28 protein-coding genes and 1 pseudogene are annotated in these 26779 nt (G+C 61.9%); 16 read left to right on the top strand and 13 right to left on the bottom strand.

The genetic code is table 11. From position 1 onward, the window contains the following. The first annotated feature begins 106 nt into the window (after positions 1–106). The gene (gene bmt, locus CO664_RS06475; protein ID WP_097538204.1) at positions 107–1123 is read left to right on the top strand and encodes a betaine--homocysteine S-methyltransferase; all 1017 of its coding nucleotides are present in this window, start codon (positions 107–109) and stop codon (positions 1121–1123) included. An 84-nt stretch (positions 1124–1207) separates the two neighbouring features. Here the strand turns inward: bmt and CO664_RS06470 are convergent, their stop codons facing one another. Then, positions 1208–3133 (bottom strand): acyltransferase family protein, encoded by a 1926-nt coding sequence (locus CO664_RS06470; RefSeq protein ID WP_097538203.1) that lies wholly within the window; start codon positions 3131–3133, stop codon positions 1208–1210. Between the two features lie 304 nt (positions 3134–3437). Here CO664_RS06470 and CO664_RS06465 point away from each other — a divergent pair, with 304 nt between their 5' ends. Then, positions 3438–3782: a hypothetical protein gene (locus CO664_RS06465; RefSeq protein WP_097538202.1), complete on the top strand. Its 345-nt coding sequence runs from the start codon at positions 3438–3440 to the stop codon at positions 3780–3782. Between the two features lie 218 nt (positions 3783–4000). Here CO664_RS06465 and CO664_RS06460 read toward each other — a convergent pair whose 3' ends face one another. From CO664_RS06460 to CO664_RS06440, 5 genes are all read right to left on the bottom strand, one after another. Then, positions 4001–5968: a VWA domain-containing protein gene (locus CO664_RS06460; RefSeq protein WP_234820108.1), complete on the bottom strand. Its 1968-nt coding sequence runs from the start codon at positions 5966–5968 to the stop codon at positions 4001–4003. Beyond that, positions 5968–6495 carry an RNA polymerase sigma factor gene (locus CO664_RS06455; protein ID WP_097524962.1) on the bottom strand — a complete coding sequence of 176 codons (528 nt, stop codon included), beginning with the start codon at positions 6493–6495 and terminating at the stop codon, positions 5968–5970. The genes CO664_RS06460 and CO664_RS06455 overlap by 1 nt, the downstream gene beginning before the upstream one ends. A 118-nt stretch (positions 6496–6613) precedes the next feature. Beyond that, positions 6614–7381 (bottom strand): phosphodiester glycosidase family protein, encoded by a 768-nt coding sequence (locus tag CO664_RS06450; RefSeq protein WP_097538201.1) that lies wholly within the window; start codon positions 7379–7381, stop codon positions 6614–6616. A 158-nt stretch (positions 7382–7539) separates the two neighbouring features. Further along, complete coding sequence (locus CO664_RS06445) at positions 7540–8244, bottom strand: 4Fe-4S dicluster domain-containing protein (RefSeq protein WP_097538200.1); 705 nt, start codon at positions 8242–8244, stop codon at positions 7540–7542. Positions 8245–8351: 107 nt separating this feature from the next. Continuing rightward, on the bottom strand, positions 8352–9926 hold the full coding sequence (locus tag CO664_RS06440; protein WP_097538199.1) for a trimethylamine methyltransferase family protein: 1575 nt from the start codon (positions 9924–9926) through the stop codon (positions 8352–8354). Between the two features lie 520 nt (positions 9927–10446). Here CO664_RS06440 and CO664_RS06435 point away from each other — a divergent pair. Further along, positions 10447–11145 (top strand): B12-binding domain-containing protein, encoded by a 699-nt coding sequence (locus CO664_RS06435; protein ID WP_037386375.1) that lies wholly within the window; start codon positions 10447–10449, stop codon positions 11143–11145. Between the two features lie 106 nt (positions 11146–11251). Here the strand turns inward: CO664_RS06435 and CO664_RS06430 are convergent, their stop codons facing one another. Beyond that, positions 11252–11410 carry an entericidin gene (locus CO664_RS06430; protein WP_097538198.1) on the bottom strand — a complete coding sequence of 53 codons (159 nt, stop codon included), beginning with the start codon at positions 11408–11410 and terminating at the stop codon, positions 11252–11254. 39 nt (positions 11411–11449) lie between these two features. Here CO664_RS06430 and CO664_RS06425 point away from each other — a divergent pair, with 39 nt between their 5' ends. The 3 genes and pseudogenes from CO664_RS06425 to CO664_RS06415 all read left to right on the top strand — a co-directional run bounded on the left by CO664_RS06425 (position 11450) and on the right by CO664_RS06415 (position 13264). Beyond that, on the top strand, positions 11450–12070 hold the full coding sequence (locus CO664_RS06425; RefSeq protein ID WP_037423599.1) for a DUF1638 domain-containing protein: 621 nt from the start codon (positions 11450–11452) through the stop codon (positions 12068–12070). A 137-nt stretch (positions 12071–12207) separates the two neighbouring features. After that, a pseudogene (locus tag CO664_RS06420) lies at positions 12208–13025 on the top strand (formyl transferase). Positions 13026–13039: 14 nt separating this feature from the next. Next, positions 13040–13264 (top strand): hypothetical protein, encoded by a 225-nt coding sequence (locus CO664_RS06415; protein ID WP_176536469.1) that lies wholly within the window; start codon positions 13040–13042, stop codon positions 13262–13264. On the opposite strand, the gene CO664_RS31120 is transcribed toward CO664_RS06415, so the two are convergent. Next, positions 13258–13407, bottom strand: coding sequence for an entericidin (locus tag CO664_RS31120; RefSeq protein ID WP_037423596.1), 150 nt, complete (start codon positions 13405–13407; stop codon positions 13258–13260). The genes CO664_RS06415 and CO664_RS31120 overlap by 7 nt on opposite strands. Positions 13408–13545: 138 nt before the next feature. Between CO664_RS31120 and CO664_RS30605 the strand changes: the two genes are divergently transcribed. The 7 genes from CO664_RS30605 to CO664_RS06370 all read left to right on the top strand — a co-directional run bounded on the left by CO664_RS30605 (position 13546) and on the right by CO664_RS06370 (position 20164). Beyond that, positions 13546–13722, top strand: a complete 177-nt coding sequence (locus CO664_RS30605; RefSeq protein ID WP_086022790.1) for a hypothetical protein — start codon at positions 13546–13548, stop codon at positions 13720–13722. A 438-nt stretch (positions 13723–14160) separates the two neighbouring features. Then, positions 14161–14463, top strand: coding sequence for a virulence factor (locus CO664_RS06400; protein WP_037423594.1), 303 nt, complete (start codon positions 14161–14163; stop codon positions 14461–14463). Further along, positions 14456–15037, top strand: a complete 582-nt coding sequence (locus CO664_RS06395) for a methylenetetrahydrofolate reductase C-terminal domain-containing protein (protein WP_037423591.1) — start codon at positions 14456–14458, stop codon at positions 15035–15037. The genes CO664_RS06400 and CO664_RS06395 overlap by 8 nt, the downstream gene beginning before the upstream one ends. Beyond that, positions 15034–16125, top strand: coding sequence for a methylenetetrahydrofolate reductase (locus CO664_RS06390; RefSeq protein WP_037423588.1), 1092 nt, complete (start codon positions 15034–15036; stop codon positions 16123–16125). The genes CO664_RS06395 and CO664_RS06390 overlap by 4 nt, the downstream gene beginning before the upstream one ends. Positions 16126–16240: 115 nt before the next feature. Continuing rightward, complete coding sequence (locus CO664_RS06385) at positions 16241–17203, top strand: methyltetrahydrofolate cobalamin methyltransferase (protein ID WP_037423585.1); 963 nt, start codon at positions 16241–16243, stop codon at positions 17201–17203. A 388-nt stretch (positions 17204–17591) separates the two neighbouring features. After that, positions 17592–17930: a hypothetical protein gene (locus tag CO664_RS06375; protein WP_037423582.1), complete on the top strand. Its 339-nt coding sequence runs from the start codon at positions 17592–17594 to the stop codon at positions 17928–17930. 161 nt (positions 17931–18091) lie between these two features. Beyond that, positions 18092–20164, top strand: coding sequence for an ASKHA domain-containing protein (locus tag CO664_RS06370; RefSeq protein WP_050988336.1), 2073 nt, complete (start codon positions 18092–18094; stop codon positions 20162–20164). Positions 20165–20176: 12 nt separating this feature from the next. On the opposite strand, the gene CO664_RS06365 is transcribed toward CO664_RS06370, so the two are convergent. From CO664_RS06365 to CO664_RS06355, 3 genes are all read right to left on the bottom strand, one after another. Next, on the bottom strand, positions 20177–20644 hold the full coding sequence (locus CO664_RS06365; RefSeq protein WP_097538197.1) for an SRPBCC family protein: 468 nt from the start codon (positions 20642–20644) through the stop codon (positions 20177–20179). A gap of 39 nt (positions 20645–20683) precedes the next feature. Then, positions 20684–21004 carry a metalloregulator ArsR/SmtB family transcription factor gene (locus tag CO664_RS06360; RefSeq protein ID WP_037423576.1) on the bottom strand — a complete coding sequence of 107 codons (321 nt, stop codon included), beginning with the start codon at positions 21002–21004 and terminating at the stop codon, positions 20684–20686. Between the two features lie 72 nt (positions 21005–21076). Then, positions 21077–21991, bottom strand: coding sequence for a LysR substrate-binding domain-containing protein (locus CO664_RS06355; RefSeq protein WP_037423573.1), 915 nt, complete (start codon positions 21989–21991; stop codon positions 21077–21079). A 130-nt stretch (positions 21992–22121) separates the two neighbouring features. Between CO664_RS06355 and CO664_RS06350 the strand changes: the two genes are divergently transcribed. The 3 genes from CO664_RS06350 to CO664_RS06340 all read left to right on the top strand — a co-directional run bounded on the left by CO664_RS06350 (position 22122) and on the right by CO664_RS06340 (position 24269). Further along, entirely contained in the window at positions 22122–22466 is a 345-nt protein-coding gene (locus tag CO664_RS06350; protein WP_037423652.1) for a hypothetical protein, read from the top strand. Between the two features lie 114 nt (positions 22467–22580). Next, the gene (locus tag CO664_RS06345; protein WP_037423570.1) at positions 22581–22778 is read left to right on the top strand and encodes a hypothetical protein; all 198 of its coding nucleotides are present in this window, start codon (positions 22581–22583) and stop codon (positions 22776–22778) included. A gap of 486 nt (positions 22779–23264) precedes the next feature. Beyond that, the gene (locus CO664_RS06340; RefSeq protein ID WP_097538196.1) at positions 23265–24269 is read left to right on the top strand and encodes a GlxA family transcriptional regulator; all 1005 of its coding nucleotides are present in this window, start codon (positions 23265–23267) and stop codon (positions 24267–24269) included. Between the two features lie 52 nt (positions 24270–24321). Here the strand turns inward: CO664_RS06340 and CO664_RS06335 are convergent, their stop codons facing one another. Together CO664_RS06335 and CO664_RS06330 are read right to left on the bottom strand one after the other, a co-directional pair. Then, on the bottom strand, positions 24322–25653 hold the full coding sequence (locus tag CO664_RS06335; protein ID WP_097538195.1) for a diguanylate cyclase: 1332 nt from the start codon (positions 25651–25653) through the stop codon (positions 24322–24324). A gap of 274 nt (positions 25654–25927) precedes the next feature. Continuing rightward, positions 25928–26761: a response regulator gene (locus tag CO664_RS06330; RefSeq protein ID WP_097538194.1), complete on the bottom strand. Its 834-nt coding sequence runs from the start codon at positions 26759–26761 to the stop codon at positions 25928–25930. Positions 26762–26779: the final 18 nt, after the last annotated feature.

Raw genomic sequence — 26779 nt, 5'->3', positions numbered from 1 at the left:
AATGGTCAGCCGCGAGGTTCGATACACATTTAGCTTGCTTCCTCATGCGCAAACACATAAAGATATGTTTATATCTTGCTACAAGCCATTCAGCCGGGAAACGCCGATGTCGATCGCAGCCAATGCCCTTTCCGACCTCCTCGCCCAGAAGGGCGTTCTGCTTGCCGACGGCGCGACCGGGACGTCGCTCTTCGCCATGGGTCTCGAGGCTGGCGAAGCGCCGGAACTCTGGAACGAGACCAGGCCGGAAAACATCACCAAGCTGCATCAGGATTTCGTCGAGGCCGGCGCCGACATCATCCTGACCAATTCCTTCGGCGGCACGCGCCACCGGCTGAAGCTCCACCAGGCGGAAGACCGGGTGCATGCGCTCAACAAGCGCGCCGCCGAGATCGCCCGTGCCGTCGCCGACAAGGCGCCGCGCAAGGTCATCACCGCCGGCTCCGTCGGCCCGACCGGCGAGTTGCTGGTGCCGCTCGGCGCCCTCTCCTATGAGGACGCGGTCGCAGCTTTTGTCGAGCAGATCGAGGGCCTCAAGGCCGGCGGCGCGGAAGTCGCCTGGATCGAGACGATGTCCTCGCCGGACGAGATCCGGGCAGCCGCCGAGGCCGCCACCAAGGTCGGCCTGCCCTTCGTCTACACCGGTTCCTTCGATACTGCCGGCAAGACGATGATGGGCCTGCACCCTAAGGACCTTCACACGGTCGCGGCAGACATCGGCGAAGGCCCGGTCGCGGTCGGCGCCAATTGCGGCGTCGGCGCATCCGACATTCTGTCCTCGCTCCTCGACATGACCGCCGCCAATCCCCAGGGCACCGTCGTCGTCAAGGGCAATTGCGGCATTCCCGAGTTCCGCGGATCGGAGATCCACTATTCCGGCACGCCGCCGCTGATGGCCGAATATGCGCGCCTGGCCGTCGATGCCGGCGCCAAGATCATCGGCGGCTGCTGCGGCACGTCCTGCAATCACCTCGCCGCGATGCGTCTTGCCCTCGACAATCACACCAGGGGCGAGCGCCCGACGCTTGAGGTCATCGTCGAAAAGATCGGCCCCTTGCGCAACAAGACGGCCAATGAGGGCGCCGCCGCCCCGGTGCGCGAACGGAGAAGTCGCCGCGCATAGCCTGCCCCGGTCTTCAGAGCGTAACTCTTCTCGTGGAGGCGATAGCGGCCCCCGGTTGCGGGAAGTTTTCGCCTGACCGATCGATCACAGGGCTGCCGATGGGGGCGAAGGTTGCGCCGGTGAGACCTGTGCGGATACCGGATCGCTCTTCGCTGCATCGACAAAGGAGCGGTAGAAGTTGAGCGCGCGGCCCATCTGTCGCGATCCTTGCGCGGAGAAATGCCCATGGTCCTCGAAAAGCTCTACGCCCTGATCCTCGACCTTGCAGGCATCCGCATCGCAAAGATAATCCATGAAGCTGACAACGGGATACTCGTCGGCGATATCGGCGACGACCTGTAGTATGTCCTTGTCGTGGACGCGAACATTCTTGAGCGGCAACTCGCAGCGCTCAATCGGTTGATCCAAGAGTCTTGCCCGCGCAACGCAAAGGCCGGTGTCGCGGCCGTCATGCGGCGTCGGCGCGACGAACACGGCCTCAAAACCATTTGCCTTTAGCCAGGCAAGCGTCGAGCGCAGGCTGGTGGTGAGGGTCTTCACCTCGGTGGGGACTTCCCGCCTTCCTTCGACGAGCACCATCTCTTCCGTCAGGTACTGGCTAAGCTGCGATGACAGGACGACATAGCGGATCGACTTGTTCGCTACCAGGAAACGCCGCACATCATCATTATGCTGGGCGCATTCCTTCGGCCAGCTCGGGCCAAGCCGCGGCGCCATCGGGGACAGGTCGAGAAACGGCCCGCAATTGTTTTTGGTAAGTTGTAGCAACCGGACGTCAGGCTTCGAGGCAATGATGCCATCAACCAGATGTCGTGCAAAGGAATCGCCCCAAACGGCCATTTCGGGTGTGTGGCTTGTAGCGCATTTGAGATCGACCACCGCATCGCACCGCTTGCCGAGGCCGACACTCGAGCCGGTCAGCCGCGCCAAGTCCCGCTTTTGCGCAACCATCCCGTCCGTCCCATCAAGGCCCAGGCCCAAAAGGATTGCCACGGCACCAGAGGCGATCGTGAAACTAAAGACGGCGCGCCGTCCGAAACGGGCTCGTTTGCGGAACGGCTGCTCGACATAGCGCCAGCTGAAATAGGCCAATACGAAGCAAATCGCGATCAGCAGCAAGTAACCGAAACGTGGAATCTCGTCGATCCAACGCAAGCGCGCGAAGGCGAAGACCGGCTGATGCCAGAGATAGAGGCTATAGCTTAGAAGTCCGATCGCCACCAAGGGCCGCCACGAAAGCAGTTTGCCCACGACCGTGTCTCCGTGTGCAAAGGCGAGCACGAGAGTAGTTCCCAGCACCACCGGCAGCGTCGTCCAGCCGGGGTAGTAGGCCGTTCCTTGGAGGAGGATGTAACTAGCGGCGATGGCGCAAAGACCGAGCGCTGCCAGGATCTCACGCATTCGTTGGGGAAAATCGAATTGCCTCTCATTGGCAATCGCCAGCATTGCACCGATGCCGAGCTCCCAAAAGCGGCTCGGCAGCAGGTAGAAATTTGCGGCCGGATCGATGCGGGCAAGAATCTGCGTGGCTCCAAAGCTGAGGATAACGCCAGTCGCCAGGAGCTTCATCACCTTAGCCACCGAGTAGCGGCGAAGCGCGAGTAGAAGCAGGGGCAACGCAATGTAAAACTGCTCCTCGACGGCCAGTGACCAGGTGTGCAGAAGGGGCATCAAGTCCGTGTTCGGCGCGAAATACCCGGTCTGACCCCAGAACAGGAAATTCGACCCGAGAAGGCTCACCGCATAAAGGCTCTTGCCGAAATTGTTGAGCTCCTGCGGCAGCATCCAAAGAGCGGCGAAGGCGGTCGAAACGGTGCAGATGAAGAGCAAAGCTGGCGCAAGACGCCTCGCGCGGCGTTCGTAGAATCCGACAATGCTGAAGCTACCGTCGCGGATTTCGCGGTGGATGATCGCCGTGATCAGATAACCACTGATGACGAAGAAAACGTCTACGCCAGCAAACCCGCCCCCGATGAAGCCAAAACCAGCATGGAAGAGAAGCACGGGCATGACCGCGAGCGCGCGCAGTCCATCAATTTCGGGTCTGTATTGTAGCAACGGTGGAGCACCTCGTTCAGAGCTTGCCGGTTAACATGGCCCTGCCGAAGCCGCCACTGCGCGGTCGGGTATATCCACATTGGTGTGATTTCTATGGCACGGCCGACTTGATAAGCGGACTAGGCTGACGCAGCGCGCTGTCCGCGCGCTCCACTGGTAGAGGTTCGGGAGTTCGGCAAAGACGACCGCAAGCTATCAATTGCAGATGGAGGGAGAGTCGCCTATCCGAGGATGTGCGACCAACGGAGATAAATCCATGAGCACGCCAGCCGCCTTCCCCGACCGGGACACGACCGCCGTCAAGCTTTCGAGCTTCGGCGAAGCGGAGCAGGCTTTCGTCAAGCTGCTGATGGAAAATCCGGAACAGGATGAAAATCTGATCGAGGGGTTGCACCGCCACCTCGACCTTGCCGCCGAAGCGCGGTTCCTGAATACGCTGAAACTCGAAAGAGTCGGAGAATGGCTCGGCAACGAGGCGCCGCCGCGTCTTCAGATGCGCCTTATGGAGGTGGCCCGCTCCAGCCAGCATGCGGCCTATCAGGCGTTCCGGAACGGGCTGATCAAATCCGGTGGATTGCAGCGCGCCTTTCCAAAGGCTTGAGAAAAACAGCGTGGGCAGGCAGCATCCGCAAAACTCCGGCGCGTCACGGTGGTGTACGGTGCCGCCCAGCCATTCCTGATGATCCTCGGCGCGCAGGAGTTGCCCGCCCTACAGCGCCGCGCGTCTTATCAGACGCGCAAAGGTCGCTGTCGCACTTTGAATTTGCTGCATGCCTTTGTCCTTAAATCGAGGTCGATAAGGAGACATGCAGTAGGCAGCTACTGCTTTGCGCCCGAAAGCCCTTTCGCCAGCCGCACCAGATTGACGAACTCGCCGCGGCAGCCGAACGGATCGGTGCCCTTGGCGGCGGCGGCGAGATCGGCGATCGCCGGATAGGAATAGTCGGCAAGGGCTGAATTTCCGGCAAGCTTCTGGCCGAACGCCGCGACGGCGATGGAGAAGCGGACGTCAGCCGACGCCTCGGCGAGGTTCGGCACCGCATTTTCCTCGGTGACCGGCGTGGTGATCAACTCACTCCTGTCGCCGTCCGGCTTCTTGTAGCGGATCTTCAGGAAGGCGAGTTCGCCGGCGTGAGCCGCAGCTGTTGCCGGCTTTTCGGTGGTCGCATAGCGGAGCTCGTCGTTGAGCACGGCCGGGCTGCCCTTGGGCGTCACCTCGTAGATCGCCGTCACGCTGTGGCCGGAGCCGATGTCGCCTGCATCGATCCTGTCGTTGTTGAAATCCTCGCGCTTCAGCGCCCGCGTCTCGTAGCCGATCAGCCGGTACTCGACGATCGCCGCCGGATTGAACTCCACCTGCAGCTTCACATCCTTGGCGATCGGGAAGAGAGACGACCCCGCCTCTTCGACGAGCGTTTTCTGCGCCTCCGCCAGCGTGTCGATGTAAGCAGCAACGCCGTTGCCGTTCTGGGCGAGCGTCTGCATCAGCGCGTCGTTGTAGTTGCCTCGACCGAAGCCGAGAACGGAGAGAAAGACGCCGCTTTTGCGCTTCGCTTCGACCATGCGTCTCAATTCCTCGTCGCTCGACGGCCCGACATTGAAGTCCCCGTCGGTCGCGAGCAGGATGCGATTGACGCCGTTCTGGACGAAGGCTTTCTCCGCCAGCCGATAGGCAGCGTCGATGCCCTCGGCACCGGCCGTCGAGCCGCCCGGTTGCAGCGTGTCGATCGCCGCCAGTATCTTCGCCTTGTCCTTGACCGCCGTGGGTTCAAGCACCGTGCCGGCATTGCCGGCATAGGTGACGATCGACACTGTATCGTCCGGTCTCAGCCGTTCGACCAGCAGCCGGAAAGCATTCTTGAGAAGCGGCAGCTTGTCCGGTTCGTCCATGGAGCCGGAGACGTCGATCAGGAAGACGAGGTTGGCTCTCGGCGCCTCCTGCTGAACCACCTCATAGCCCTTGATCGCCACATGCATCAGCCGCGTTGCTGCGTTCCATGGCGTCGGCGTCACTGTGACGGTGGCCTTGAACGGCTCCGCAGCCGTCGTTGGGCGCGGCCAATCATAGGGGAAATAATTGATCATCTCCTCGACGCGTACGGCATCGTGGTTCGGCATCTCGCCCTCCATCAGAGATCGGCGGACGAAGGCGTAAGAGGCCGTATCGACATCGACGGAGAAGGTCGAGACCGGCTCGGTCGCAACGCTTTTTACTGGATTGGCATCGGCGTTGCCGAAGCGCTCGCGGCTTTCTGTCGGCGGCGGAAGGATATCGCCTGGCACGGCCGGCGCCGGCATGAGTGCGGCGCGGCCACGCGCGGCAAAGCCCACCGTCCCGCCTTCGGCAGCGGGCGCTGCGGCCGTATCGGCCGCAGCGCTTGCCGTCGCCTCGTTTTCGGCGGCCTCGCGAAGCACCTCGCTGAGGTCCGAGCCGGACCCGGGCGCAGTCGATTTCGGCTGCGGGCGCGGTACTGGCTTGGCGGCCACCTGCACCTCCGCGTCGCGTGAAAAATCGCTGCGAACCAGTTCCAGCGTCAGGAAAGCGGCGGCCGGGACGACGATCAGCATCGCCAGGGCCGATCCGGCAAGAAATTTCCGGTTCATGATAGGGCTCCATATCCGGTTGAGGATGGAGCTTTGACGCGCGGGCTTCGTCGTTCCTTGGGTGGGGATCGAATTTTCCGCCGCGTCATAGGCCTGCATCGCGGCGGCGAGCGCCCGCGCCCGTGCCGCGTCCGTCGGCTTCGGCGGCGTCCGTCCGGACAGCATATCGAGTTCGTCGGTCATCACACAGCCTCCTTGCCGAGCAGCGTCCGCAAGCGTTTCCGCGCCTCATGGACGTGCCAGGAGATTGTCGCTTCCGAGCAGCCAAGCACGTCGGCGGCTGCCGCATGGCTCAGACCCTCGGCATAAACGAGCAGGACGGCATCGCATTGCTTTTCCGGCAGCGCCCGCACCGCCGCCCACAGCGCCTCGCGCCGCTCCTCGTCATCGCCATCGGACATTGCGGAGAGCGCCGAATCGGATGCATAGGCCTGCATCTTCCGCTCGTCGCGCGCCCGCCGGCGCCGGTGATCACGGGCCGCATTCAGCGTCAATGCATAGAGCCAGGTGCGGAACCGGCTGGTGCCGCGGAAGCCGCGAATCGCCGAGCCAAGCCTTATGCAGACCTCCTGGGCAATATCCTCCGCATCGGCCTCATTGCCCGACCACCGCCAGGCGACCGCATGAACGAAGTCATAGTGGCGCTCGATCAATCGGCCAAAGGCCTCGCGATCGCCGCTCACCGCCCGTTCAACGAGTTCCGCGTCCAAATCCCTGCCCGCCCAATCCCTGCACGCACAATCCCTGCCCGCTCTGTCCTATTTCAAGCTTAGACGGTCGCCGACCGCCATTCCTTGGGTGGAGCCGACAAATTCTTTTGCGGTGCGCTCAATGCGGAAACCTCGCGACGACGGCGATGATTGGCCCGAGCGGAAACAGCCGGTCGTGGCGGTTGATCTCCGGCGCATAAAGGCTCGAAATCGTGCCGTCGAGGAACAGCGCGTTGGGGCAGTCAAGCGCGTCCCGGAAGAGCGTCGCGAAATCGTGGAAGCGCACCGGCCGCTTCGAGACCGCGAAAACCACCTGGCCTTCCGTCGTCACACCGACGCCGTTGCGGGTTTTGAAACTGTCGCTGTCCGGCAGGAAGCGCGGGTGAAGCTTGCCGTCGATCACCAGCATTGGCCCGGATTGCGTGGCAAAGCGCGGTGTGATGCCGGCGTCGCGGTAAGCCTCTGCCGCCATAACGCCTGCCTTGCCGTCCGTCACGTAGAAGACGCCGTTCGGCAGCAGGTGGAAATTGCCCCAACCCGGATTGGTGCTGAGCGGGGCCTGCTCTCCGCCTTCTTCAATGTGCAGGCCGACCGGAGAAAGGTCCTCGTGATACATGCCGCCATTCATGGCGAAGACGAGATATTCGTCGCGATGGCGCAATTCGAGCGACAGCGCCTTGAAGGATCTGAACGGAACGCCCGCATGATCCTTGTTGTAGAAGCGAATGTCGCTTGCGGCGGGATCGAAGCTGCAGGCGATGTAGTCTTCGCCACGGTGGCTCACGTTGCGGCAGGAAGTGCCTGCAGCGTCGGCCGGCGCGGATTTGGCAAAGCCGCCCGTGAGAAGTGCGGCGCCGATGAGAAGGCCTTTTGGAAACAGTGGCATGGTTCGCGACTCGAAGCGGATCGTGACGTAACATCGTATGGATTGCGGCGGTTTGATGCGCGATTGCTGAGTGCTCCGGATTGGCAAGTCAATCACGGCGCAGGAGGGCATTTTCACGGTCCATCATGACCGACTGGGGCCGACTGAGAGCAACCAGTCTAAAGCCTCAGTGCCGCCATATGGAAACGGAGTTGCGCATCCGGGTAGCGAAAGTCTCGCCCTACCGGACAGACATCGCGCGAAAGGCAGCCAAGCGCGAGGCAGCCGCCAGCCTCCTCCTTTGACCTCAAATGCGTGCGGCAGCGAGCGACATCGAATGCGCGGGCGGCCAAGGCATCAGCCGGACAGGCCGAAATGCACGGCTTTCCCACACAAGCATCGCAAGGATTGCCAGTTGAAACTTTGCGCGTCTGCGGAAGTACCCGATCAAAGCCGAGCGCACCGCGATAGCCGTGCCAGAGACCATATTTGGGGTGGATGAGGATGCCGAGCGGCGATGGCTTGAGGCCCTCGGCGGCCATTGCCCATCGCTGGAAGGGCTGCCACGGCGGATCGGACGGGAAATAGGCGGTGGCGCCGAGCCGCTCCGCGACAGGTCGGATTATCTGCTTCGACCAATTGTCGAGCGGATCGCTGCCGCCGTGATCCGGCGCGCCGGCGCGCCAGCGGCTGAACGGCTCCCAGAGCGAACCACCGATATTGCCGACAAGCAGGACGCTCGCGGCAGGCGCGCCGCCCTTTAGCTGGGGAGCCGCCTCGCCGGCCACAAAATTCACAGTGCCACGCAAAAAAAGACCGTGCGGCTCGAGAGCCGCACGGAGCATTTGAACAAGATTGTCGTCACAAGCGGAGGCCGCCGTCATTTCGGTTTCGGCCCCTGGGTTTCGTAATGCGGGCGCCAGACCTCCTTCTGGATCATGTCGGCCACCTGCGCCGCGCCGCCTTGCTCCCTGGCTCGCTCGGGAGCCTTTCAGGTGAAGGCGTCCGGCATCGAATCCTTGCGCTTGGCGATATAGTCCTTGAGCGCATCGTCGATCGACGGATCGAGATAGGGTGCCTCGTAGTGTTCGAGCCACGAGCGGGCGAGCGCGTTAGCGCGCTGCTCGATCCGCTTCTCGCCTTCGATTTCCCACTGTTCGAAGGAATTGTTGTCGGCGAGCGGCGAGCGGTAGAAGGCCGTCTGGAAATTGGCCTGGGTATGGGAGCAGCCGAGATAGTGGCTGCCGGGGCCAACTTCGCGGATCGCGTCGAGCGCCTGCGCATTCTCCGAAAGATCGACGCCTTCGGCCATCTTCTGCATCATGCCGAGCTGATCCTGGTCGATCATGAACTTCTCGTAGGACGAGACCAGACCGCCTTCGAGCCAGCCGGCCGCGTGCAGCACGAAGTTGGTGCCGGCGAGCAGCGTCATGTTGATCGTGTTCGCCGATTCGTGTGCCGCCTGGGCATCCGGAACCTTGGAGCCGCAGAGCGAACCGCCGGTACGGAACGGCAGGCCGAGGCGGCGGGCAAGCTGGGCGGCGCCATAGGAGACAAGCGACGGCTCCGGCGTGCCGAAGGTTGGGGCACCCGACTGCATCGAGATCGAGGCGGCGAAGGTGCCGAAAAGCACCGGCGCGCCCTTGCGGATCAGCTGGGTGAACGAGGCGCCGGCAAGAACCTCGGCCAGAATCTGCGTCAGCGTCCCGGCGACGGTCACCGGGCTCATCGCACCGGAAAGAATGAAGGGCGACAGCACGCAGGCCTGATTATGGCGCGCGTAGACCTTGAGCGCGCCCACCATCGTCTCGTCGAAGACCATCGGCGAATTGGCGTTGATCAGGTTCAGCGTCACCGTATTGTTCTCGACGAAATCGTCGCCGAAGACGATCTTCGCCATGGCGATCGTGTCTTCGGCCCGTTCCGGCGCCGTAACCGAGCCCATGAAGGGTTTGTCGGAATAGCGGATATGGCTGTAGACCATGTCCAGATGGCGCTTGTTGACCGGGATGTCGACCGGCTCGCAGACCGTGCCGCCCGAGGAATGGACGGACGGCGCCATGTAGGCAAGCTTCACGAAATTGCGGAAATCCTCGATCGTCGCATAGCGGCGGTTGCCGTCGAGATCGCGGACGAAGGGCGGGCCGTAGACCGGTGCGAAAACCGTCGCCTTGCCGCCGATATGGGCGTTGCGCTCAGGATTGCGCGCATGCCAGGTGAAGTTCGACGGCGCGGTCTTCAAAAGCTCGCGGCAGAGGCCCTTCGGGAAATGGACGCGCTCGCCGCGCACATCAGCTCCCGCCGCCTTCCAGAGCTCCAACGCTTCCGGATCGTCACGGAATTCGATGCCGATCTCTTCCAGAACGATGTCGGCATTGCGCTCGATGAGCTGCAATCCCTCCTCGTCGAGAACTTCGTACTCGCGAATCTTGCGCTGGATATAGGGCAGAGACGGTCCCGGACCGCCGCCGGTGCGGGAGGCCCGGCGGGCTGCCGCCCCACGTCCCTCGCCACGCGCGCGGCGTCCGCCGCCTTCGATCGCGCCTTGTTCTGTAACGTCGCTCATTCGCTCATTCCTCTCCCGCCAGGTCTCCGCACGGAGGACGCAGCAATATTTCGGTAGGTGGGCGCATAGTCCTTTCCGCCGGTCGAATCCAGTAGCGGCACCATGCGCCCGGCATGGATTTGGCCTAATGCTACCAAGCCGCCGGATTGGTACGGGTCTCAATGCGCCAACAGGTGGCGCAACTTAGACACTCGGCCGGCCCCGTCCACACGGTCCGTTGGTGCCGCGTGAAACCGTGGCTGTGTGCCGGCCATTACCTAAACGCTTGCTCAGCTTGCCTAAACTAACACCTTGAACTGTTGCATAATTTTACCGGGCGGCGGATTCCGCATCGGTGAATTATGCGATACGACTGGCATGACAAACGATGGGAAGCAACGCGTCGTCGTTTTTCACCGTATGCGACGTCGCTTTCGAAAAGAGATTTTTAGGCGCCGCCCGTTAAGGATGGGACAACGCGTCCGGAGTGTTATCGTGCCACTCCCGCGAAACGACTATGCCAGGAACCGAGGACCCTACTATGGCAGATGATGAAATCATTCTCGAGGACCTTTCCGACGAGGAACTCGTGCAGCAGATGCATGACGACCTTTATGACGGTCTCAAGGAGGAAATCGAGGATGGCACCCGCATCCTCCTCAAGCGCGGCTGGACGCCCTACGACATCCTGACCCAGGCGCTCGTCGAAGGCATGCGCATCGTCGGCATCGACTTCCGCGACGGCATTCTCTTCGTGCCGGAAGTTCTGCTTTCCGCAAACGCGATGAAGGCCGGCATGACCATCCTGCGGCCGCTGCTCGCCGAAACCGGCGCACCGAAGCTCGGCAAGATGGTAATCGGCACCGTCAAAGGCGACATTCACGACATCGGCAAGAACCTCGTCGGCATGATGATGGAAGGCGCCGGCTTCGACGTCGTCGACCTCGGCATCAACAATCCGGTCGAGAACTATCTGGAAGCGCTCGAGCGCGAGCAGCCCGACATCCTCGGCATGTCGGCGCTGTTGACGACGACGATGCCCTACATGAAGGTTGTCATCGACACCATGAAGGAGAAGGGCCTGCGCGACGATTACGTCGTTCTCGTCGGCGGCGCGCCGCTCAACGAGGAATTCGGCAAGGCCGTCGGCGCCGACGCCTATTGCCGCGACGCGGCGGTCGCCGTCGAAACCGCAAAGGATTATATGCGGCGCAAGCACAACCAGCTTGCCGCCGGCTGAGTCCAACTGATGCAGAAAAACGCCGGCTGTGCGGATGAAACCGACAGCCGGCGTCTTTGTTTATTATAAAGCGAGGCCGCTACGCCTCCCTACAGCCGCGTGGCGGTCAATTGGCCGCTCGGGCGACCCGGCGCCCGGCTCCCTCTGTGGCGTTCACGGTATTCGCAGTATCCTGCCCCATGCCGCGGATCGTATTGGCGCAGGAACTCAGGGTTGAGAGCGCTACCAGAAGAGCGCCGATCATCGCGATGAACCTTATTGTCATGACCGTGATTCCTTTGTGTTGATACAAGGCGGAATAAAGATGGAAAACGCACCGTCGGCAAGAGAACGTGCACAGCCAAAGAAAGTTCACGTCATTGGTTGCGGCGCCATCGCGCGTGAAATTCTTGCGATCTGCGAGGCCAACAAGCTTGACCATATCGAGCTCAACTGTCTTCCCGCCATCTGGCACAACACGCCGGAAAAGATCGTGCCGGGCCTTCGCGACGCGATCGCCCGCGCCCGTTCCGACGGCTTCGAGCGCATCTTCATCGCCTATGCCGATTGCGGTACCGGCGGTCTCATCGATCGGCTCTGCGAGGAGGAAGGCGTCGAGCGGATTCCCGGCCCGCACTGCTATTCCTTCTTCGCCGGCAATGCGGATTTCGCCGCCCGTTGGGACGACGACCTCACCGCCTTCTTTCTCACCGACTTCCTGGCCCGCCAGTTCGAAGCCTTCGTCGTCGAGCCGCTCGGCCTCGACCGGCATCCGGAACTGCGCGACATGTATTTCGGCCACTACCGCAAGCTCGTCTATCTATCGCAGGTGGAAGACGAGGCGCTCAAGGAGAAGGCCCGCCGCGCCGCCGACTATCTCGGCCTCGCCTATGAGTACCGCTTTACCGGCTACGGCGATCTCAGCCGGTCGTTGATTGAGGCGTAATGCTCGGGCAATCGACCCCGTGATATATTATTGGCTACCCGCTTAAGACCACGGTAACGCCTGTGTCGGCATATCTGTATCTACCCGCCACTGTGTCTGGACGCCGCAGATGATCCTCAGACAACCCTTGCCGACCTATGTACCGATCGCAAAGCGCCCTCACGGAAAGTGAAACGTCAACGGCCGCCTCGACCGGCCGGCGCATCGTCGTCGTTACCGCAGGGGGCGACAATCCGAACATCCTGATCAATGCGCTTGCCGCCCGCTTTTCCGACATCGTCGTCCTGCAGGAGCAGCCGGAATCCAAGGCGCTCTTCGTCAGACGGCGGGCTCGGAAGCTCGGATGGGCGACGGCTTTGGGCCAGCTCGCCACGATGATCGCCTCGCGTTTCGGCAAACGGCTCACGCGCCGGCGGGCGGCCGAAATCCTGCGTGCTACGGCGTGTCTGCCGACAAGCCCCCCTCCATCCCGGTGCACCAGATCGCTTCGATCAACGATGCCGAAGGCCGCGCACGGCTGACGGCGCTTCAGCCCGCCGTCGTCTTTCTCGTCAGTTGCCGGATGCTGAAGCCCGCAACGCTGGCAACAATCCCCTGCCCCGTCCTGAACTTCCATGCGGGCATCAATCCGCAGTATCGCGGACTGGTGGGCGGCTACTGGGCGCTCGTCGGCAATGATTTGGAGAATTTCGGCGCGACCGTTCATCTCGTCGATGAGGGCGTCGATACCGGCGGCATTCTTTACCAGTCGCGGCAGATACCAAGCCGCGCCGATACGATCCATACCTATCCGCTGCTCCAGACAGCCGCCTCGACCGACATTGCGATCAGGGCGGTCGAGGACGCGCTCGCCGGATACCTCCGACCCTTCGATATCGCCGCTCCGTCGCGGCAATGGTATCATCCGCCGGTCTGGGCTTGGCTTTGGAATGGCCTGCGACGCGGGATCTGGTAAACGAGAGGAATCCGATGCAACAGGACCGCTACGAACTCATCCTCGACCCAACCGACCATTGGACCGTGTGGGACAACCTGACCGGTGTCCCGGCGGTATTTGCGGACCAGCTACTAGCCGGGTTCACCGAGGCTGAAGCGGAAGCAGCTCTCAGGGTGCTCATCGCAGTCGGGCGCAAGCCCCGACCGCAGCCGAGGATGCGGTGTAGTCGCCGGATGGCGAAGGCGCTGTCCTACTGAGCAGCCCCCAGGACGCGCTTGGTAGCACTATCCACAGCGTGGCCGGTCTGGGTGCTATCCTGCCTGAATCCGCGCGCCGTGTTCGCGCAGGAAGAAAGCGCGAGAAGCGCGAGGCACAACATTGCGATCACTGTTCTTGACATCAGGACTCTCCGGGGCATCTGCACATTCGATGGAAATGACGCGCTTTTGTACGAAATCAAGCGCACGCATGCACTTGCCTCCAACAGTCGACGGGAAGAACATGGCTGCGCAGTTCCAATCCGTGATTGGAGAAGAAAATGCCGCACGGACCATCGATACTCATCGCCTTGATCGCACTTTTGGCGATCGCCGGGTGCGTCAGCAACCAGACGAGCCAGCAGAACGCCGCCCCTCCTCCACCAAGTTCAACCGGCGCCTCCGGCGGTGGCGGCATGGGCGGCGGCAGCCAGGGCAGCGGAAGCTCCGGCTATTGAGGCCGTAGCCGAGGAGCCCGGTTTGGCGCGATCGGACGGTTGCGGCCAAGGTGTTTGCCAGGACCCTGCTTCCGCGTTCCGAATGCCAAGGGCCGCGTCAAGATACCCGCGGTGCATTCCGCTCTTCATGCGAACCGGGGGAGCGTCGTTTTTTGACATATCCGACGTCGTGCCAAGGTAAGCCACGGCGCATAGACATGCGCATTGTCGGCATAACAGCACCGCTCGTCAGAACAGACGCGCAAAGAACGCTGCAACACTTTGACTCGGCGTAGAAGCCTGTCCGAAGACCGATTTCGGCCTTCGGCATCATGCGCTCTGCATGTTCCTTGGATCGCGATCGACGTAAGGATAAAAACATGCAGTAATTCAAAGGGCTACAGCGACCTCTGCGCGTCTGACAAGAGGCGCGGGCCTGTGGAGGAGAACAGGAATCCCATGGCAGACCGCATCATCGTCTACTGGCGCGATATCCCCGCCCAGGTCATCATCAAACAGGGCCGCAAGAGTGCCAAGCGAGAGCTTTCGCTGCGCTTCACCGAGGCGATCGACATGTGCGCCATGCGGACCGGCGCTGCCGAGACCGACGACTACCTGGCCGAATGGCGCAAGGCCGATCCGGTCCCGGTTTCAGACGATCTCGAGGCGGAGGCCGACAAGGCAGCAGCCGAACTGGAGGCCGCCTACGACAGGGAGCGGCTCGTTGCACTCGTCAAGGCCGGAGGGCGGGACAATGCCTGACCCCAAGGTCGTCACCGGCAACGCCGAATCCGCCAAGAAGGCGGCCACGGGCGCCTATACGCCGACAAATGTCTCGCCGAGCCGCCGCTCGCGCCACAAATACACGGTCCGGCTCTGGGCGGTCCGCCATTCGCGCTTTCTCGAATGGTTCTACAACCGCTTTGCCGACATGTTCCTGATGCTCCATCCGCTCTGGAACGCCATCGGCTACAACCGCGTCGAGCGGCCGGTGACCTTCGTCGAACGCCACGTCAAGGGTTTCCTCTTCGACTGTCGCATGTGCGGCCAGTGCGCGCTGTCCTCGACCGGCATGTCCTGCCCGATGAACTGTCCGAAGCAGCTCCGCAACGGCCCCTGCGGCGGCGTCCGTGCCAACGGCAACTGCGAGGTCGAACCGGATATGCCCTGTGTCTGGGTGCAAGCGTGGAAGGGTTCGCAGAACATGGTGAAGGGCAACGCAATCATGAATGTCCAGAAACCGGTCAACCAATCGCTGCGAGAAACCTCGTCGTGGTTGCGGGTGACGGCCGAGGCCGCGGCTCTCGAAGAGGCGAAGAAGGAAGGCCAGAGATGAGCCCGGATATCAACCCCTTCGACCCCGGTGCGCCGCTCGACCCCCTGCCCGGCCATTCTTCGCGCGGCCGGCTGGAGCGGGTGCTGCGCCGCGGCGAATTTGCCGTCACGGCCGAGCTTAATCCGCCAGACAGCGCCAATCCCCAGGACGTCTACGAACGGGCAGCGATCTTCGACGGCTGGGTGGACGGCATCAACGCCGTCGACGCCTCGGGCGCCAACTGCCACATGTCGTCGGTCGGTATTTGTGCGCTGCTGACGCGCATGGGCTATGCGCCGATCATGCAGATCGCCTGCCGCGACAAGAACCGCATCGCCATCCAGGGCGACGTGCTCGGCGCCTCGGCCATGGGCGTGCAGAACATCATGTGCCTGACAGGCGACGGTGTGCAGGCCGGCGACCAGCCGGGTGCCAAGCCCGTCTTCGACCTCGACTGCATGTCGCTGCTCGAGACCGTCAGGATCATGCGCGACAATTCGAAATTCCTCTCCGGCCGCAAGCTGACGACGCCGCCGCAGGTTTTCCTCGGCGCCGCGATCAACCCCTTTGCGCCGCCTTACGACTTCCGGCCCTACCGGCTGGCAAAGAAGATCGAAGCGGGCGCCCAATTCGTCCAGAGCCAGTACTGCTTCGACGTGCCGATGTTCCGCGAGTACATGAAGAAGGTGCGCGACCTCGGCCTGCACGAGAAATGCTTCATCCTCGTCGGCGTCGGCCCGATGGCCTCGGCCAAGACCGCGCGCTGGATCCGCTCCAACGTGCCGGGCATCCATATTCCCGATTCGATCATCACGCGCCTTGAAGGCGCCCAGGACCAGAAGAAGGAAGGCAAGCAGCTCTGCATCGACATCATCAACGAGGTGAAGGAGATCGAGGGCGTTTCGGGCGTGCACGTGATGGCCTATCGCCAGGAGGAATATGTGGCGGAGATCGTCCACGAGTCCGGCGTCCTGAAGGGTCGCAAGCCATGGAAACACGAAGCGACGCCGACGGAAACGCTTGTGGCCGAGCGGCTCGAGCATCTTCGCGGGGGCATCGAGGAAAACCAGCAGCAGATGGCGGAGGCCGCCGCACACCATCCGCATTGAGAACAGGGCCAGCGGCTTTAACAGAGGAAAACCGGCGCTTCGGCTCGTCCCGCGCCTGACAAACACGAATGGGGTCTATTACATAGCCCCAGGCTCCAGGATCAGAGGATCTTATATGACCCGCACCATCGTCGCTTCCGCCACCCGCGAGATCGTCATCGGCTTCGACCAGCCCTTCTGCGTCATCGGCGAGCGCATCAATCCGACCGGCCGCAAGAAGCTCGCCGCCGAAATGATCGAGGGCAACTTCGAGACGGTCATCAAGGACGCGCTGGAGCAGGTTGCCGCGGGTGCGACCATGCTCGACGTCAATGCGGGCGTGACAGCTGTCAACCCGAACGAGACCGAACCGCCGCTGCTCGTCAAGACGCTGGAAATCGTCCAGGGCCTCGTCGATGTGCCGCTGTCGATCGACAGCTCGGTAACGGCGGCGATCGAAGCCGGCCTGCGCGTTGCCAAGGGCCGCCCGCTCGTCAACTCGGTCACCGGCGAAGAGGAAAAGCTGGAAGCGATCCTTCCGCTCGTTAAGAAGTACGACGTTCCGGTTGTCGCGATCTCAAATGACGAGACCGGCATTTCCATGGATCCCGACGTCCGCTTTGCTGTCGCCAAGAAGATCGTCGAGCGCGCCATGGATCACGGCATCAAGCCGCACGACATCGTCGTCGATCCGCTCGTCATGCCGATCGGCGCCCTGGGCGATGCTGGCCGGCAGGTCTTCGCGCTGCTCCGCCGCCTGCGTGAAGAGCTCAAGGTCAACACCACCTGCGGCCTTTCCAACATCTCCTTCGGCCTGCCGCATCGCCACGGCATCAATGCCGGCTTCATTCCGATGGTAATCGGTGCCGGCATGACGTCGGCAATCATGAACCCCTGCCGCCCGCAGGAAATGGAAGCGGTGCGCGCCGCGAACGTCTTGAACGGTACCGACGCGAACTGCACCAACTGGATCATGACCTATCGCGACCACAAGCCGGCCGAAGGCGGACATGTGGCGGCCGCCGCGGCACCGGCTGCCGGCGGTGGACGTCGTGGCGGACGTGCGGCGCGGGCTGGCGCCGCAGCGGTGCGAGAGTAATATCCTGCTTCGACGCTGCACTGCCTATCAAGGGGAATTGCCTTGAGGAACGATCTTCGGTTCCTTGCGGTTTTCATCCCCTTGATTCTCTTCGCCAGATACATGCTGTTTGGGGATGCGGACGAGTTTCGAAGGTTCTACGGTGCACTCTGGAACTATGGTCTGCCGCTTGTGTTTCTAAACTTCGCGGTGCTTGCCGTTGTATTTGGCTTGGCTTTTACGAATAGAATCAATCTGCGATCTTCAGAACGGGTCATAAACCTGTGCTTTTGAGGTGGTTCGATGGTGTTGGCCACGGCAGTCGCCTATGCATTCGCAGTCGTGAAGCTAACTGTGGCACCATAGCGAAATCCGGAACTCGCATCCGGCCGAAGAGTGGAGATAACCAATGACACCGCGCCGCCTCCGCCTGGACACTGCCACGCTTTGGTTCGATGCTCCATTCGTCATCGCGCTTCGGCTGCAGCAGATGCAGCTTGCGGCAATGACCGGAAAGACGCACGACGTAGCCGAGCTCCAACGCATGGTTTCCGAAAAGGTCGCAGCGGCGGCCGAGAGCGGGATGGCCGTGAACCTGGCCCTCTGGAAGGCCGCTCTCGACAGCACGATGCGGCTGATGACCGGCAGCGGTTCCCACCATGGGACGGCTATTGCCGCGGCCGCCCTCAAGCCCTATGGCAAGCGGGTGCGCAGCAATGCCCGGCGGCTATCGCGCAGGAAACCGTAACCGTCCCGTTCGCCAGCGCACGGCAACCCTCCTGAAATGTGCTGACAGATCTTTTCATGTCGGGATCTGACAACTATCAGGCGTCATTCCGGTGCAGTCTGAAGCGGTCTACCCGCGCTTCGCTCCCCGGTTGAAGCGGACCTGACGAGAGACCGACCAGCATGCGCATCGAAAGCACTTCCGAAATCGAGACCAATATGACCGAAGCCGCGCAGAAGGATCCTCTGGTGCTTTTCATGCCTTCGGGCAAGCGCGGCCGCTTCCCGGTCGGCACCCCAGTGCTCGATGCTGCGCGCAAGCTTGGCGTTTATGTCGAAAGCGTCTGCGGCGGCCGCGCCACCTGCGGACGCTGTCAGGTGTCCGTGCAGGAAGGCAATTTCGCCAAGCACAAGATCGTTTCCTCGAACGAACACCTCTCCCCGATCGGCCCCAAGGAGCAGCGCTACGCCACGGTGCGCGAACTGCCCGATGGTCGTCGCCTCTCCTGCTCGGCGCAGATCCTCGGCGATCTCGTCATCGACGTGCCGCAGGATACCGTCATCAATGCCCAGGTGGTGCGCAAGGCCGCAACCGACCGGTTGATCGAGCGTAATGCCGCCGTCCAGCTCTGCTATGTCGAAGTGGACGAGCCGGACATGCACAAGCCGCTCGGCGATCTCGACCGGATGAAGGCGGTTCTGGAGAAAGACTGGGGCTGGAAGGATCTGCTGATCGCGCCGCACCTGATCCCGCAGGTTCAGGGCATCCTGCGCAAGGGCAACTGGGCGGTGACCGCCGCGATCCATCGGGACATGGATTCCTCCCGCCCCTTCATCGTCGGCCTTTGGCCGGGATTGAAGAACGAGGCCTATGGAATAGCCTGCGACATCGGCTCGACGACGATCGCCATGCACCTGGTGTCGCTGCTCTCCGGCCGAATCGTTGCCTCTTCGGGCGCATCGAACCCGCAGATCCGCTTCGGCGAGGATCTGATGAGCCGCGTCTCCTATGTGATGATGAACCCGGATGGCCGCGAGGCGATGACCAAGGCCGTGCGGGAAGCGGTGAACGGGCTGATCGGCAAGGTCTGCAGCGAAGGCGGCGTCGATCGGCACGACATCCTCGACATGGTGGTCGTCGGCAACCCGATCATGCATCACCTTTTCCTCGGCATTGACCCGACGGAACTCGGCCAAGCGCCCTTCGCACTCGCGGTTTCTGGCGCGCTGCAATATTGGGCGCATGAGATCGACATCGAGGTCAATCGCGGCGCGAGGCTCTATATGCTCCCCTGCATCGCCGGACATGTCGGGGCGGATGCGGCCGGCGCGACGCTTTCGGAGGGTCCGCATCGCCAGGACAAAATGATGCTGCTCGTCGATGTCGGTACCAATGCCGAAATCGTCCTCGGCAACCGCGCCCGCGTCGTCGCCGCCTCCTCGCCGACGGGCCCGGCGTTCGAGGGAGCTGAAATTTCCTCCGGCCAACGCGCCGCACCCGGCGCGATCGAGCGCGTCCGCATCGACCCGGAGACACTCGAGCCACGCTTCCGCGTCATCGGTGTTGACAAGTGGTCGGACGAGGAGGGCTTCGGCGAGGCCGCCGCAGCGGTGGGCGTTACCGGGATCTGCGGCTCGGCGATCATCGAGGTGGTCGCTGAAATGTATCTCACCGGCATCATCTCGCAGGACGGCGTCGTCGACGGTGCGATGGCTGCTAAAAGCTCGCGTATCGTTCCGAACGGCCGCACCTTCTCCTACCTGCTGCATGACGGCGAACCGCGCATCACCGTGACGCAGAACGACATCCGAGCGATCCAACTCGCCAAGGCTGCGCTCTATGCCGGCATCAAGCTCTTGATGGAAAAGCAGGGCGTCGAGCATGTCGACACGATCCGCTTTGCCGGCGCCTTCGGCTCCTTCATCGATCCGAAATACGCCATGGTGCTCGGCCTGATCCCGGATTGCGACCTCGCCGAGGTGAAGGCAGTCGGAAATGCCGCCGGCACCGGCGCCCTTATGGCCCTCCTCAACCGCGGTCACCGTCGCGAGATCGAGGAAACCGTGAGAAAGATCGAGAAGATAGAAACGGCTCTTGAATCGAAATTTCAGGAGCACTTCGTCAACGCCATGGCGATGCCGAACAAGGTCGACGCCTTTCCGAAGCTCTCCGAGGTCGTGGCGCTACCGGAGCGCAAGGCGCTGGCCGATGACGGCGAAGGCGGTGGGCGCAGAAGGCGCAGGAGCCGGGAGTAGCTGCAGAGCCGCTTATGCCACCTTCGCGGCAAACGACGCCAGCAACCCACCCCATCCTTTTTCAGAGTCGAGCACACCGCGCAGATCCTCGGCCTTAACGCCATAATTGCCAAGATCGCGGTGCTCCAGCGTGACGATCGTCTCGCCTTCGCCCTTCGCCTCGAACCAGACTTCGACTTCCGTCTGGAATTTCGGCTCGAAGTCGAAATCGGCGTTGAGCTGCCAAGCGAGAAGAATGCGGTGCGGCGGATCGCAGGTGATGACGCGGCCCCATTCGCGCTCCTCGCCGGCATTCCCGACTTCGTACCATCTGCCGCCCGCTCTGGCCTCGACGATCACCGTCTTCTGTCCGGACTCCGTCAGGCTGTGCTCTTTGATCCACCAGCCACCCATGCCGTTCACGAAGAACTCGAAGGCCTTCTGCGGAGACGTGCGGACGGCAACCGATTTGCGGACCGGGACCGGTTCGATCCTGTGCATGAGGTTTCTCCCGGTTGTGTGCCTCTTTTAGATAGTCGTTCAGTCTTTATCCTGATCGGCCGCCGCTTCGACATTGGATTTGAAGGCGGCGAGTTGGTCAGTCCAGAAGCGGTCCAGCCACTGCCGCAAGGGTCCCAACCCAACGGGATCGATGGAGTAGATCCGCCGCGCCCCCGCGGGTTCCTCACGAATGAGCCGTGCTTCCTTCAAGACCTTCAGGTGCTGCGAGATCGCCGGTTGCGATACGGGCATGGTGCGCGACAGTTCGGAAACGGACTGCCCACGCGCTGCAAGGCGCTCGAAAATCGCCCTTCGTGTCGGATCGGCCAGCGCAGCAAAGACTCTAGCTTCATAAGTCATGGCTTATTATAAGCTGCTACTTATGTCCGTCAAGCCAGGACGAGGCCTCGTCGCAGGCCGCAAGAGCCTCGGCTAAACGGCCTCGGCCATCCTGCCCGTATGCAGTTGGAGTTCGGCGAAAGCCTCACGGACGTGTTCGGCAACCGCCAGTACCGGTGCCGGTGCATCCTCAACCACCTTCAGCCCGATATCGTAATGGCCGAGATCGGGCAGCCCGTCTCGCTCGCCGAGCTGCACCATCTCCCCTTGGACTAGATAGCGCGGCAGCGGCGCGATCGCGAGGCCGGCGCGCACCGCAGCACGTTGTCCCGTCGTATAGGCGCTCAGGAACGCCACGCGGAATTTGCGCCCGGCCCGCGACAGCTTCTCGACCGCATCGGCGCGCCATACGCAGCCGTCCTCCCACATCGACACCGGCAGGGGATCGCGCAGATGCGCGTTGCCGCACTTGGCCCCGGCCCAAACCAGCTTTTCCTGCATCAGGATTTCGCCGTCCTTGGACGCCTCGTCGGAAAGGCTGTTATAAATGGCAATGTCGAGCCGGTGCTCGTCCACCCGCTTGCGCATGGCGTTGCTCATCCCGATCGACACGTCGACCGTGACATTCGGGTAGGTCTCGGCAAAACGCTTCAGCACATCCGGAAGGATGCGCTCGCCCACATCTTCCGGCGCGCCGACGCGGACGACGCCGTTCATGTCGGGCAGCAGGAAGCGAGACACGGTCTCGTTGTTGAGCGACAGGAGCCGGCGGGCGAAGCCGAGCAGCAACTCGCCCTTCGGCGTCAATGAGACAGACCGCGCGTCGCGCAGGAAAAGCGTGCAGCCCAGCGTCTCTTCGAGCTTCTTGATCTGCATCGAGACCGCGGAGGGTGTGCGGTACACGGCTTCGGCCGCAGTCGTGAAGTTGCCGGTTTCGGCAATGGCGACGAAGGTCTTCAACACATCCATTTCGAGAAGCGGAAGCGCGTGGCGCAGGATCATGTTCATGGCGGCCTCCTCATTCAGAAAAACTGAAAGATAGCTTAACTCCATTTCGTTTGATTGAATATTACATCGGAGCGATAGTCAAGCTCGCAAGGAAGCGGGAAGCACCCGCAAAACACAAAGGAGCAAGGTTATGACCGCCCTATCTTTGGCGATCGACAACGCCGCCGCAACCGCACGACGGATCAGTGGCACTCCTTCATTCGGGAAGGACCCGATCGGCGGATCTGCGCCGCAACACAATCGCGTCGTCCGGCATGCAGGCGACGACGGCGATCTCGTTCTCGCAATGCTGTCGCGGGCCCAGGTCTTCATCGAGCGGATCGCGGAGAGAAGGCGCGCGACCAAGCTCGCCAGAAACCGAGTGGAAACCCGGCGCCAATTGGCGAAACTGCCGGCAAGGGTCAGAAATGACCTGTTACAAGCGGAACAGAAGGTGATCAGGAGCCCTGATACAAGCTGTTACGTGCAGCAGTAAGAGATCACCATGTTTGATGGAAAACATCAAACATATTCGTTTGATTGATCAATCAGGTTGCGCCATAACCAAGACATGGTCGCGACCTTTTGAGAAGCTCAGAAGGAACCAGCAATGTCTATGAACCAACATTCCTCATCGTCGAGCCAGAGCCTTGCGGCTTTGCCCGGTCTTTTCAGCCTGCGCGCCCGCGCCTGGGCCGCCTGGAAGCGGCACCGTAACGAGCGCATCTTGGAGAACCTCTCCTACGACACGCTGAAGGATATCGGCTTCCCTTCCGTCGACGACGCGGTGCATAAGACGGAACAATGAACAGCGACACGATCTGTCGAAAGCCCCGCGCTTGGCAGGGGCTGATGAAATGAAGAAGGGCATTCCCGACCGGAGTGCCCTTCTTGCGTTGCGCCACCTTCCGAGGCAATCCGATCATGCTGGATCGGAGGCGTCGTCCCGCACATGACCCTCGCTAAGGCAGCCCCGGCTCGGCTCTTGTCAGATACCGACATCGTCTCCCCCTCCCCGAGAAAGTCGTAATTTACAAAATGTGCAACCAACGTCATGAGCGGTACACATCGGACGCTTGGCGGCGTTTCTTGTCGAAATGCGTCACTTCAGCCAAGACGTCTGTCGCTTTTGTGCAATCAGCAACTCCTCCCGCCTGAGAAGAGCCCGCGGCTCGATGTCGCAATGCGAAATTTCTTCCCGGTCGCGGCTTTCCATGCCAATGTCGTAAACAGACAAGCCGGATGACATATTACAAGCGACGAATAGACACCCTCGTCCAGCATGGGAAGCCTCATGAACAAGCCCCTGACCAAAAAGCGCTCGCTCGTCTTCTTTCTGGTGCCGAACTTTTCAATGCTGCCCTTCTCCGCGGCGATCGAAACGCTTCGCATCGCCAACCGAATGCTCGGCTACGAGGCTTACACATGGCGCCTCGCCTCGACCGACGGTCAGAAGGTCTTTTCCTCGGCCGGCATCGCCCTCGAGGTCAACACCTCGCTTGCGGACGAGCGCAAGTACCTCGCCGGCGAAAACCGCCCCTCCATGGTGCTTGTCTGTTCGGGCGTCTATGTCGAGGAGTTCCAGAACAAATCGGTTAATGCCTGGCTGCGCGAGGTCTACAATCGCGGTATCGCCGTCGGCAGCCTCTGTACGGGCGCCCATGTGCTGGCCTCCGCTGGCCTGCTCACAGGCAAGCGCTGCGCCATCCACTGGGAAAACCTGCCGGGCTTTTCCGAGAGCTTCCCGCAGGCGGAGGTCTATGCCGATCTCTACGAGATCGACAGCAACATCTACACCTGCGCAGGCGGGACCGCTTCGCTTGACATGATGCTGAACCTGATCGACCAGGATTTCGGCGAGAGCCTCGTCAACCGGGTCTGCGAACAGGCTTTGACCGATCGCGTGCGCGGTCCGCATGATCGCCAGCGGCTTCCACTGCGCGCCCGCCTTGGGGTACAGAACGCCAAGGTTCTCTCGATCATCGAACTGATGGAGGCGAACCTCTCCGAGCCGCTCTCGCTCCTCGAAATCGCCGAAAGCGCCGACCTGTCGCGCCGCCAGATCGAGCGGCTGTTCCGACAGGAGATGGGCCGCTCGCCGGCGCGCTATTACCTGGAGATTCGCCTTGACCGCGCCCGGCATCTGCTGATCCAGTCGTCGATGCCGGTGGTCGAGGTGGCCGTCGCCTGCGGTTTCGTGTCCGCCTCGCACTTCTCCAAGTGTTATCGCGAACTTTACAACCGCTCGCCGCAACAGGAGCGCGCCGAGCGCAAGCTGACGCTGCAGATGGCGCGCTGAGGCCGGCTGAAGCAAGGCATCGCAGGCGGACCGCGAGCCGGCCCGTCAACCCTCACGACGCCAGCGCATCGAGCAGCGTCAGCTCGGAAATGACGCGGTTTCGTCCGGCGTGTTTCGCCATATAGAGAAACTGGTCGGCGGCGTGCAGGTAGTTCTCGAAGGCTTCCGGCGCCTCGATCGTCGCAAGACCGATCGAGACGGTGATCGCCAGCTCATCATCGTCGGCGACGATCTTCGTCTTCGCCAGTTCCGCCCGCAGTTTTTCACAAAAGGCGAATGCGTCGCGCACGCCGAGGCCATCGAACAGGATGCCGAACTCCTCGCCGCCGAGCCGCGCCAGGAGATGCTCCTCTCCAACGAGAGTCTTTAATTGACGGGCGACATGCTTCAATACGAGATCGCCGATCTCGTGGCCGTAGGTGTCGTTCAAGCGCTTGAAATGGTCGATGTCGAGGACGGCGATCGAGGTCCCTTCGCCGCGTCGTAAATATTGATCAACCAGGCGCGGGCCGGTCATGAAGAAATGGCGGCGGTTGAAGATTCCCGTCAGGTAGTCGCTGGCCGCTGCGAGTTTCAGGGCCTGAATGCGCTTCTGAAGCATGGCGGCGTGCCGAACGCGGCCGCTGAACTCAGCCTCGAGGAAAGGCTTGCGGATGAAATCCGCGCCGCCGGCCTCGAAGAAGCGCGCAGCGAGTCGTGCATCGCCCTGTTCCGAGAGACCGATGATCGGTACGGCATCCTCGCCCTGGCGCTTGCGCACTTCTTCAAGCAGGGCGAGACCGGCAAGGTCGGCAAGACCCGTATCGGTGACGACCACGTCGACTGCCCCGCCCTGGTCCAGGACCTGCAATGCTTCCCACGCTTCCGACGTCTCGATCACCGCAAATAGCCCCCGCCGCAGGACGCCTGCCATCTGCTCCCGTGAGGCCGCACAGGAATCCACCAGCAGCACATTGGTTCGCCCCTTGGTGAGGACCCGGTCGACCGCCGCGATCAGCCGCTCGATCGACTCTGGCTCGTTCTTGACGATGCAATCGGCAACGCCCCGGTTGAGGATGTGATCGCGGGTGCTGTCGTTGAAGGCGGCGGTGAAGACGATTGCCGGGACATTGTTCGCCAGAATGAAGTCCAAGGCCTCGCAATTCGGGGCGTCGGGCAGGTTGAGATCGAGGACCGCGAGCGAAAACACCCACTCCTCCGCCGCAGCAACCTCGGCCTTCACCGCGGCGAGCGAGGCGCAATGGGCGACATTTATTCCGTGCGTAAGCTCCAGCCCGTGTTTGAGAGCGGCCGCGAACATCCGTGAATCCTCGACGAGCAGCAGACGCTTGTCGCGGTGCTTCTGAATATGGTTCGCCCGTCCCGACGCGCGGCGCAATCTCACGACCCCTGCAACCCCATCCCCTGCGGCAGCTCGTCCCCGGTCGCAGCAACGCCAAGGCTTTTGCCTCTGCGCGATCCGATCCGTGCGGCGGAGCCCCGTGACCCAATATGCAATTGCGCCGATTCGCACCGTCACCGAAGCCCCTCGGTGAGATGCGCCTATGTGGGAATCCCCAGTTCATCTGCTGCGATTGAACGGGCTGCCGGTTGCAATTTCGTTAACGCAGCAACCACCAGCATGGAATTTCAACTGCTTGCTTGAAAATTCGCGAGCGTCAGGCGGGAATTTTCACCCTTTCGCTCAAAGTCTTGATTTTCGTCAAAGTGTCGAGGTTCTGGTTGACGCGGCAATAGAACTCCTCGTTGACGAAGGGACGCACGACGAAATCATTGCCGCCGGCCTTGAGGAAGCGCGCGGAAAGCAAGCGGTTGGTCGACGATGAGACGCCGATGATGCGCAACTGATGCGGTCCGTGGGCCGAGCGGATCCGGCGCGTCAGCTCGAAGCCGTCGATATCCGGCATGTTGTAATCGGTGATGACCAGCGCAATATCCGGATTGTTCTTCAGGATCTTCAGCGCCGCCGCACCGCTTTCGGCCGAGCTGGTGCGAAAATTGTAGCGCTTCAGCTGCGTTGTCAGCAGCGCCCGCGCGGTCGGGCTGTCGTCGACGATCAGCACGTGATGCTTCTGGTTGGTGAGGAACCGGCAGACCGATTCCGCCAGCATGTCGACAGCAAAGACGCTGTCCTTGATCACATAGTCGACGATGTCCTTGGCGAGAATCGCCTCACGCGTCTTCTCCTGAAAGGAACCGGTGAAGACGACCGTCGGCACGCTCATGTCGATCAGATAGTTGAGCGCCTCGCCGTTCTCCGCACCCGGCAGGTTGATGTTCGAAATGGCAAGCGAGGCCGGAAAGGACGCATTCTCCACGGCAAACTGCAAATCCTCGTAGTCGCGGCAGACGATCACGTCGATATCGAACAACTCCTTCAGTCGTTTCGAAACCATCGATGAGAACAGGTTGGAGTCCTCGGCAAGCACAATGCGGTGCTCGCCTAGGGATTCGCCGGAATAATACATTCCGGAAACGCCGAAGAATGACATTGATCGCCTATGTGAAAG

This window comes from Sinorhizobium sp. NG07B (assembly GCF_002532005.1).
Classification (GTDB): Bacteria; Pseudomonadota; Alphaproteobacteria; order Rhizobiales; family Rhizobiaceae; genus Sinorhizobium; species Sinorhizobium fredii_C.
The sequence above is the reverse complement of the archived record's forward strand: the minus strand, read 5'-3'. Positions and strand labels throughout refer to the sequence as shown.

What these genes read in the sequence shown, in the direction of transcription:
- bmt (WP_097538204.1), top strand. Translation starts at nt 107, where the DNA reads ATGTCGATCGCAGCCAATGCCCTTTCCGACCTCCTCGCCCAGAAGGGC.
- CO664_RS06470 (WP_097538203.1), bottom strand. Translation starts at nt 3,133, where the DNA reads ATGCCCGTGCTTCTCTTCCATGCTGGTTTTGGCTTCATCGGGGGCGGG.
- CO664_RS06465 (WP_097538202.1), top strand. Translation starts at nt 3,438, where the DNA reads ATGAGCACGCCAGCCGCCTTCCCCGACCGGGACACGACCGCCGTCAAG.
- CO664_RS06460 (WP_234820108.1), bottom strand. Translation starts at nt 5,968, where the DNA reads ATGACCGACGAACTCGATATGCTGTCCGGACGGACGCCGCCGAAGCCG.
- CO664_RS06450 (WP_097538201.1), bottom strand. Translation starts at nt 7,381, where the DNA reads ATGCCACTGTTTCCAAAAGGCCTTCTCATCGGCGCCGCACTTCTCACG.
- CO664_RS06445 (WP_097538200.1), bottom strand. Translation starts at nt 8,244, where the DNA reads ATGACGGCGGCCTCCGCTTGTGACGACAATCTTGTTCAAATGCTCCGT.
- CO664_RS06440 (WP_097538199.1), bottom strand. Translation starts at nt 9,926, where the DNA reads ATGAGCGACGTTACAGAACAAGGCGCGATCGAAGGCGGCGGACGCCGC.
- CO664_RS06435 (WP_037386375.1), top strand. Translation starts at nt 10,447, where the DNA reads ATGGCAGATGATGAAATCATTCTCGAGGACCTTTCCGACGAGGAACTC.
- CO664_RS06430 (WP_097538198.1), bottom strand. Translation starts at nt 11,410, where the DNA reads ATGACAATAAGGTTCATCGCGATGATCGGCGCTCTTCTGGTAGCGCTC.
- CO664_RS06425 (WP_037423599.1), top strand. Translation starts at nt 11,450, where the DNA reads ATGGAAAACGCACCGTCGGCAAGAGAACGTGCACAGCCAAAGAAAGTT.
- CO664_RS06415 (WP_176536469.1), top strand. Translation starts at nt 13,040, where the DNA reads ATGCAACAGGACCGCTACGAACTCATCCTCGACCCAACCGACCATTGG.
- CO664_RS31120 (WP_037423596.1), bottom strand. Translation starts at nt 13,407, where the DNA reads ATGTCAAGAACAGTGATCGCAATGTTGTGCCTCGCGCTTCTCGCGCTT.
- CO664_RS30605 (WP_086022790.1), top strand. Translation starts at nt 13,546, where the DNA reads ATGCCGCACGGACCATCGATACTCATCGCCTTGATCGCACTTTTGGCG.
- CO664_RS06400 (WP_037423594.1), top strand. Translation starts at nt 14,161, where the DNA reads ATGGCAGACCGCATCATCGTCTACTGGCGCGATATCCCCGCCCAGGTC.
- CO664_RS06395 (WP_037423591.1), top strand. Translation starts at nt 14,456, where the DNA reads ATGCCTGACCCCAAGGTCGTCACCGGCAACGCCGAATCCGCCAAGAAG.
- CO664_RS06390 (WP_037423588.1), top strand. Translation starts at nt 15,034, where the DNA reads ATGAGCCCGGATATCAACCCCTTCGACCCCGGTGCGCCGCTCGACCCC.
- CO664_RS06385 (WP_037423585.1), top strand. Translation starts at nt 16,241, where the DNA reads ATGACCCGCACCATCGTCGCTTCCGCCACCCGCGAGATCGTCATCGGC.
- CO664_RS06375 (WP_037423582.1), top strand. Translation starts at nt 17,592, where the DNA reads ATGACACCGCGCCGCCTCCGCCTGGACACTGCCACGCTTTGGTTCGAT.
- CO664_RS06370 (WP_050988336.1), top strand. Translation starts at nt 18,092, where the DNA reads ATGCGCATCGAAAGCACTTCCGAAATCGAGACCAATATGACCGAAGCC.
- CO664_RS06365 (WP_097538197.1), bottom strand. Translation starts at nt 20,644, where the DNA reads ATGCACAGGATCGAACCGGTCCCGGTCCGCAAATCGGTTGCCGTCCGC.
- CO664_RS06360 (WP_037423576.1), bottom strand. Translation starts at nt 21,004, where the DNA reads ATGACTTATGAAGCTAGAGTCTTTGCTGCGCTGGCCGATCCGACACGA.
- CO664_RS06355 (WP_037423573.1), bottom strand. Translation starts at nt 21,991, where the DNA reads ATGAACATGATCCTGCGCCACGCGCTTCCGCTTCTCGAAATGGATGTG.
- CO664_RS06350 (WP_037423652.1), top strand. Translation starts at nt 22,122, where the DNA reads ATGACCGCCCTATCTTTGGCGATCGACAACGCCGCCGCAACCGCACGA.
- CO664_RS06345 (WP_037423570.1), top strand. Translation starts at nt 22,581, where the DNA reads ATGTCTATGAACCAACATTCCTCATCGTCGAGCCAGAGCCTTGCGGCT.
- CO664_RS06340 (WP_097538196.1), top strand. Translation starts at nt 23,265, where the DNA reads ATGAACAAGCCCCTGACCAAAAAGCGCTCGCTCGTCTTCTTTCTGGTG.
- CO664_RS06330 (WP_097538194.1), bottom strand. Translation starts at nt 26,761, where the DNA reads ATGTCATTCTTCGGCGTTTCCGGAATGTATTATTCCGGCGAATCCCTA.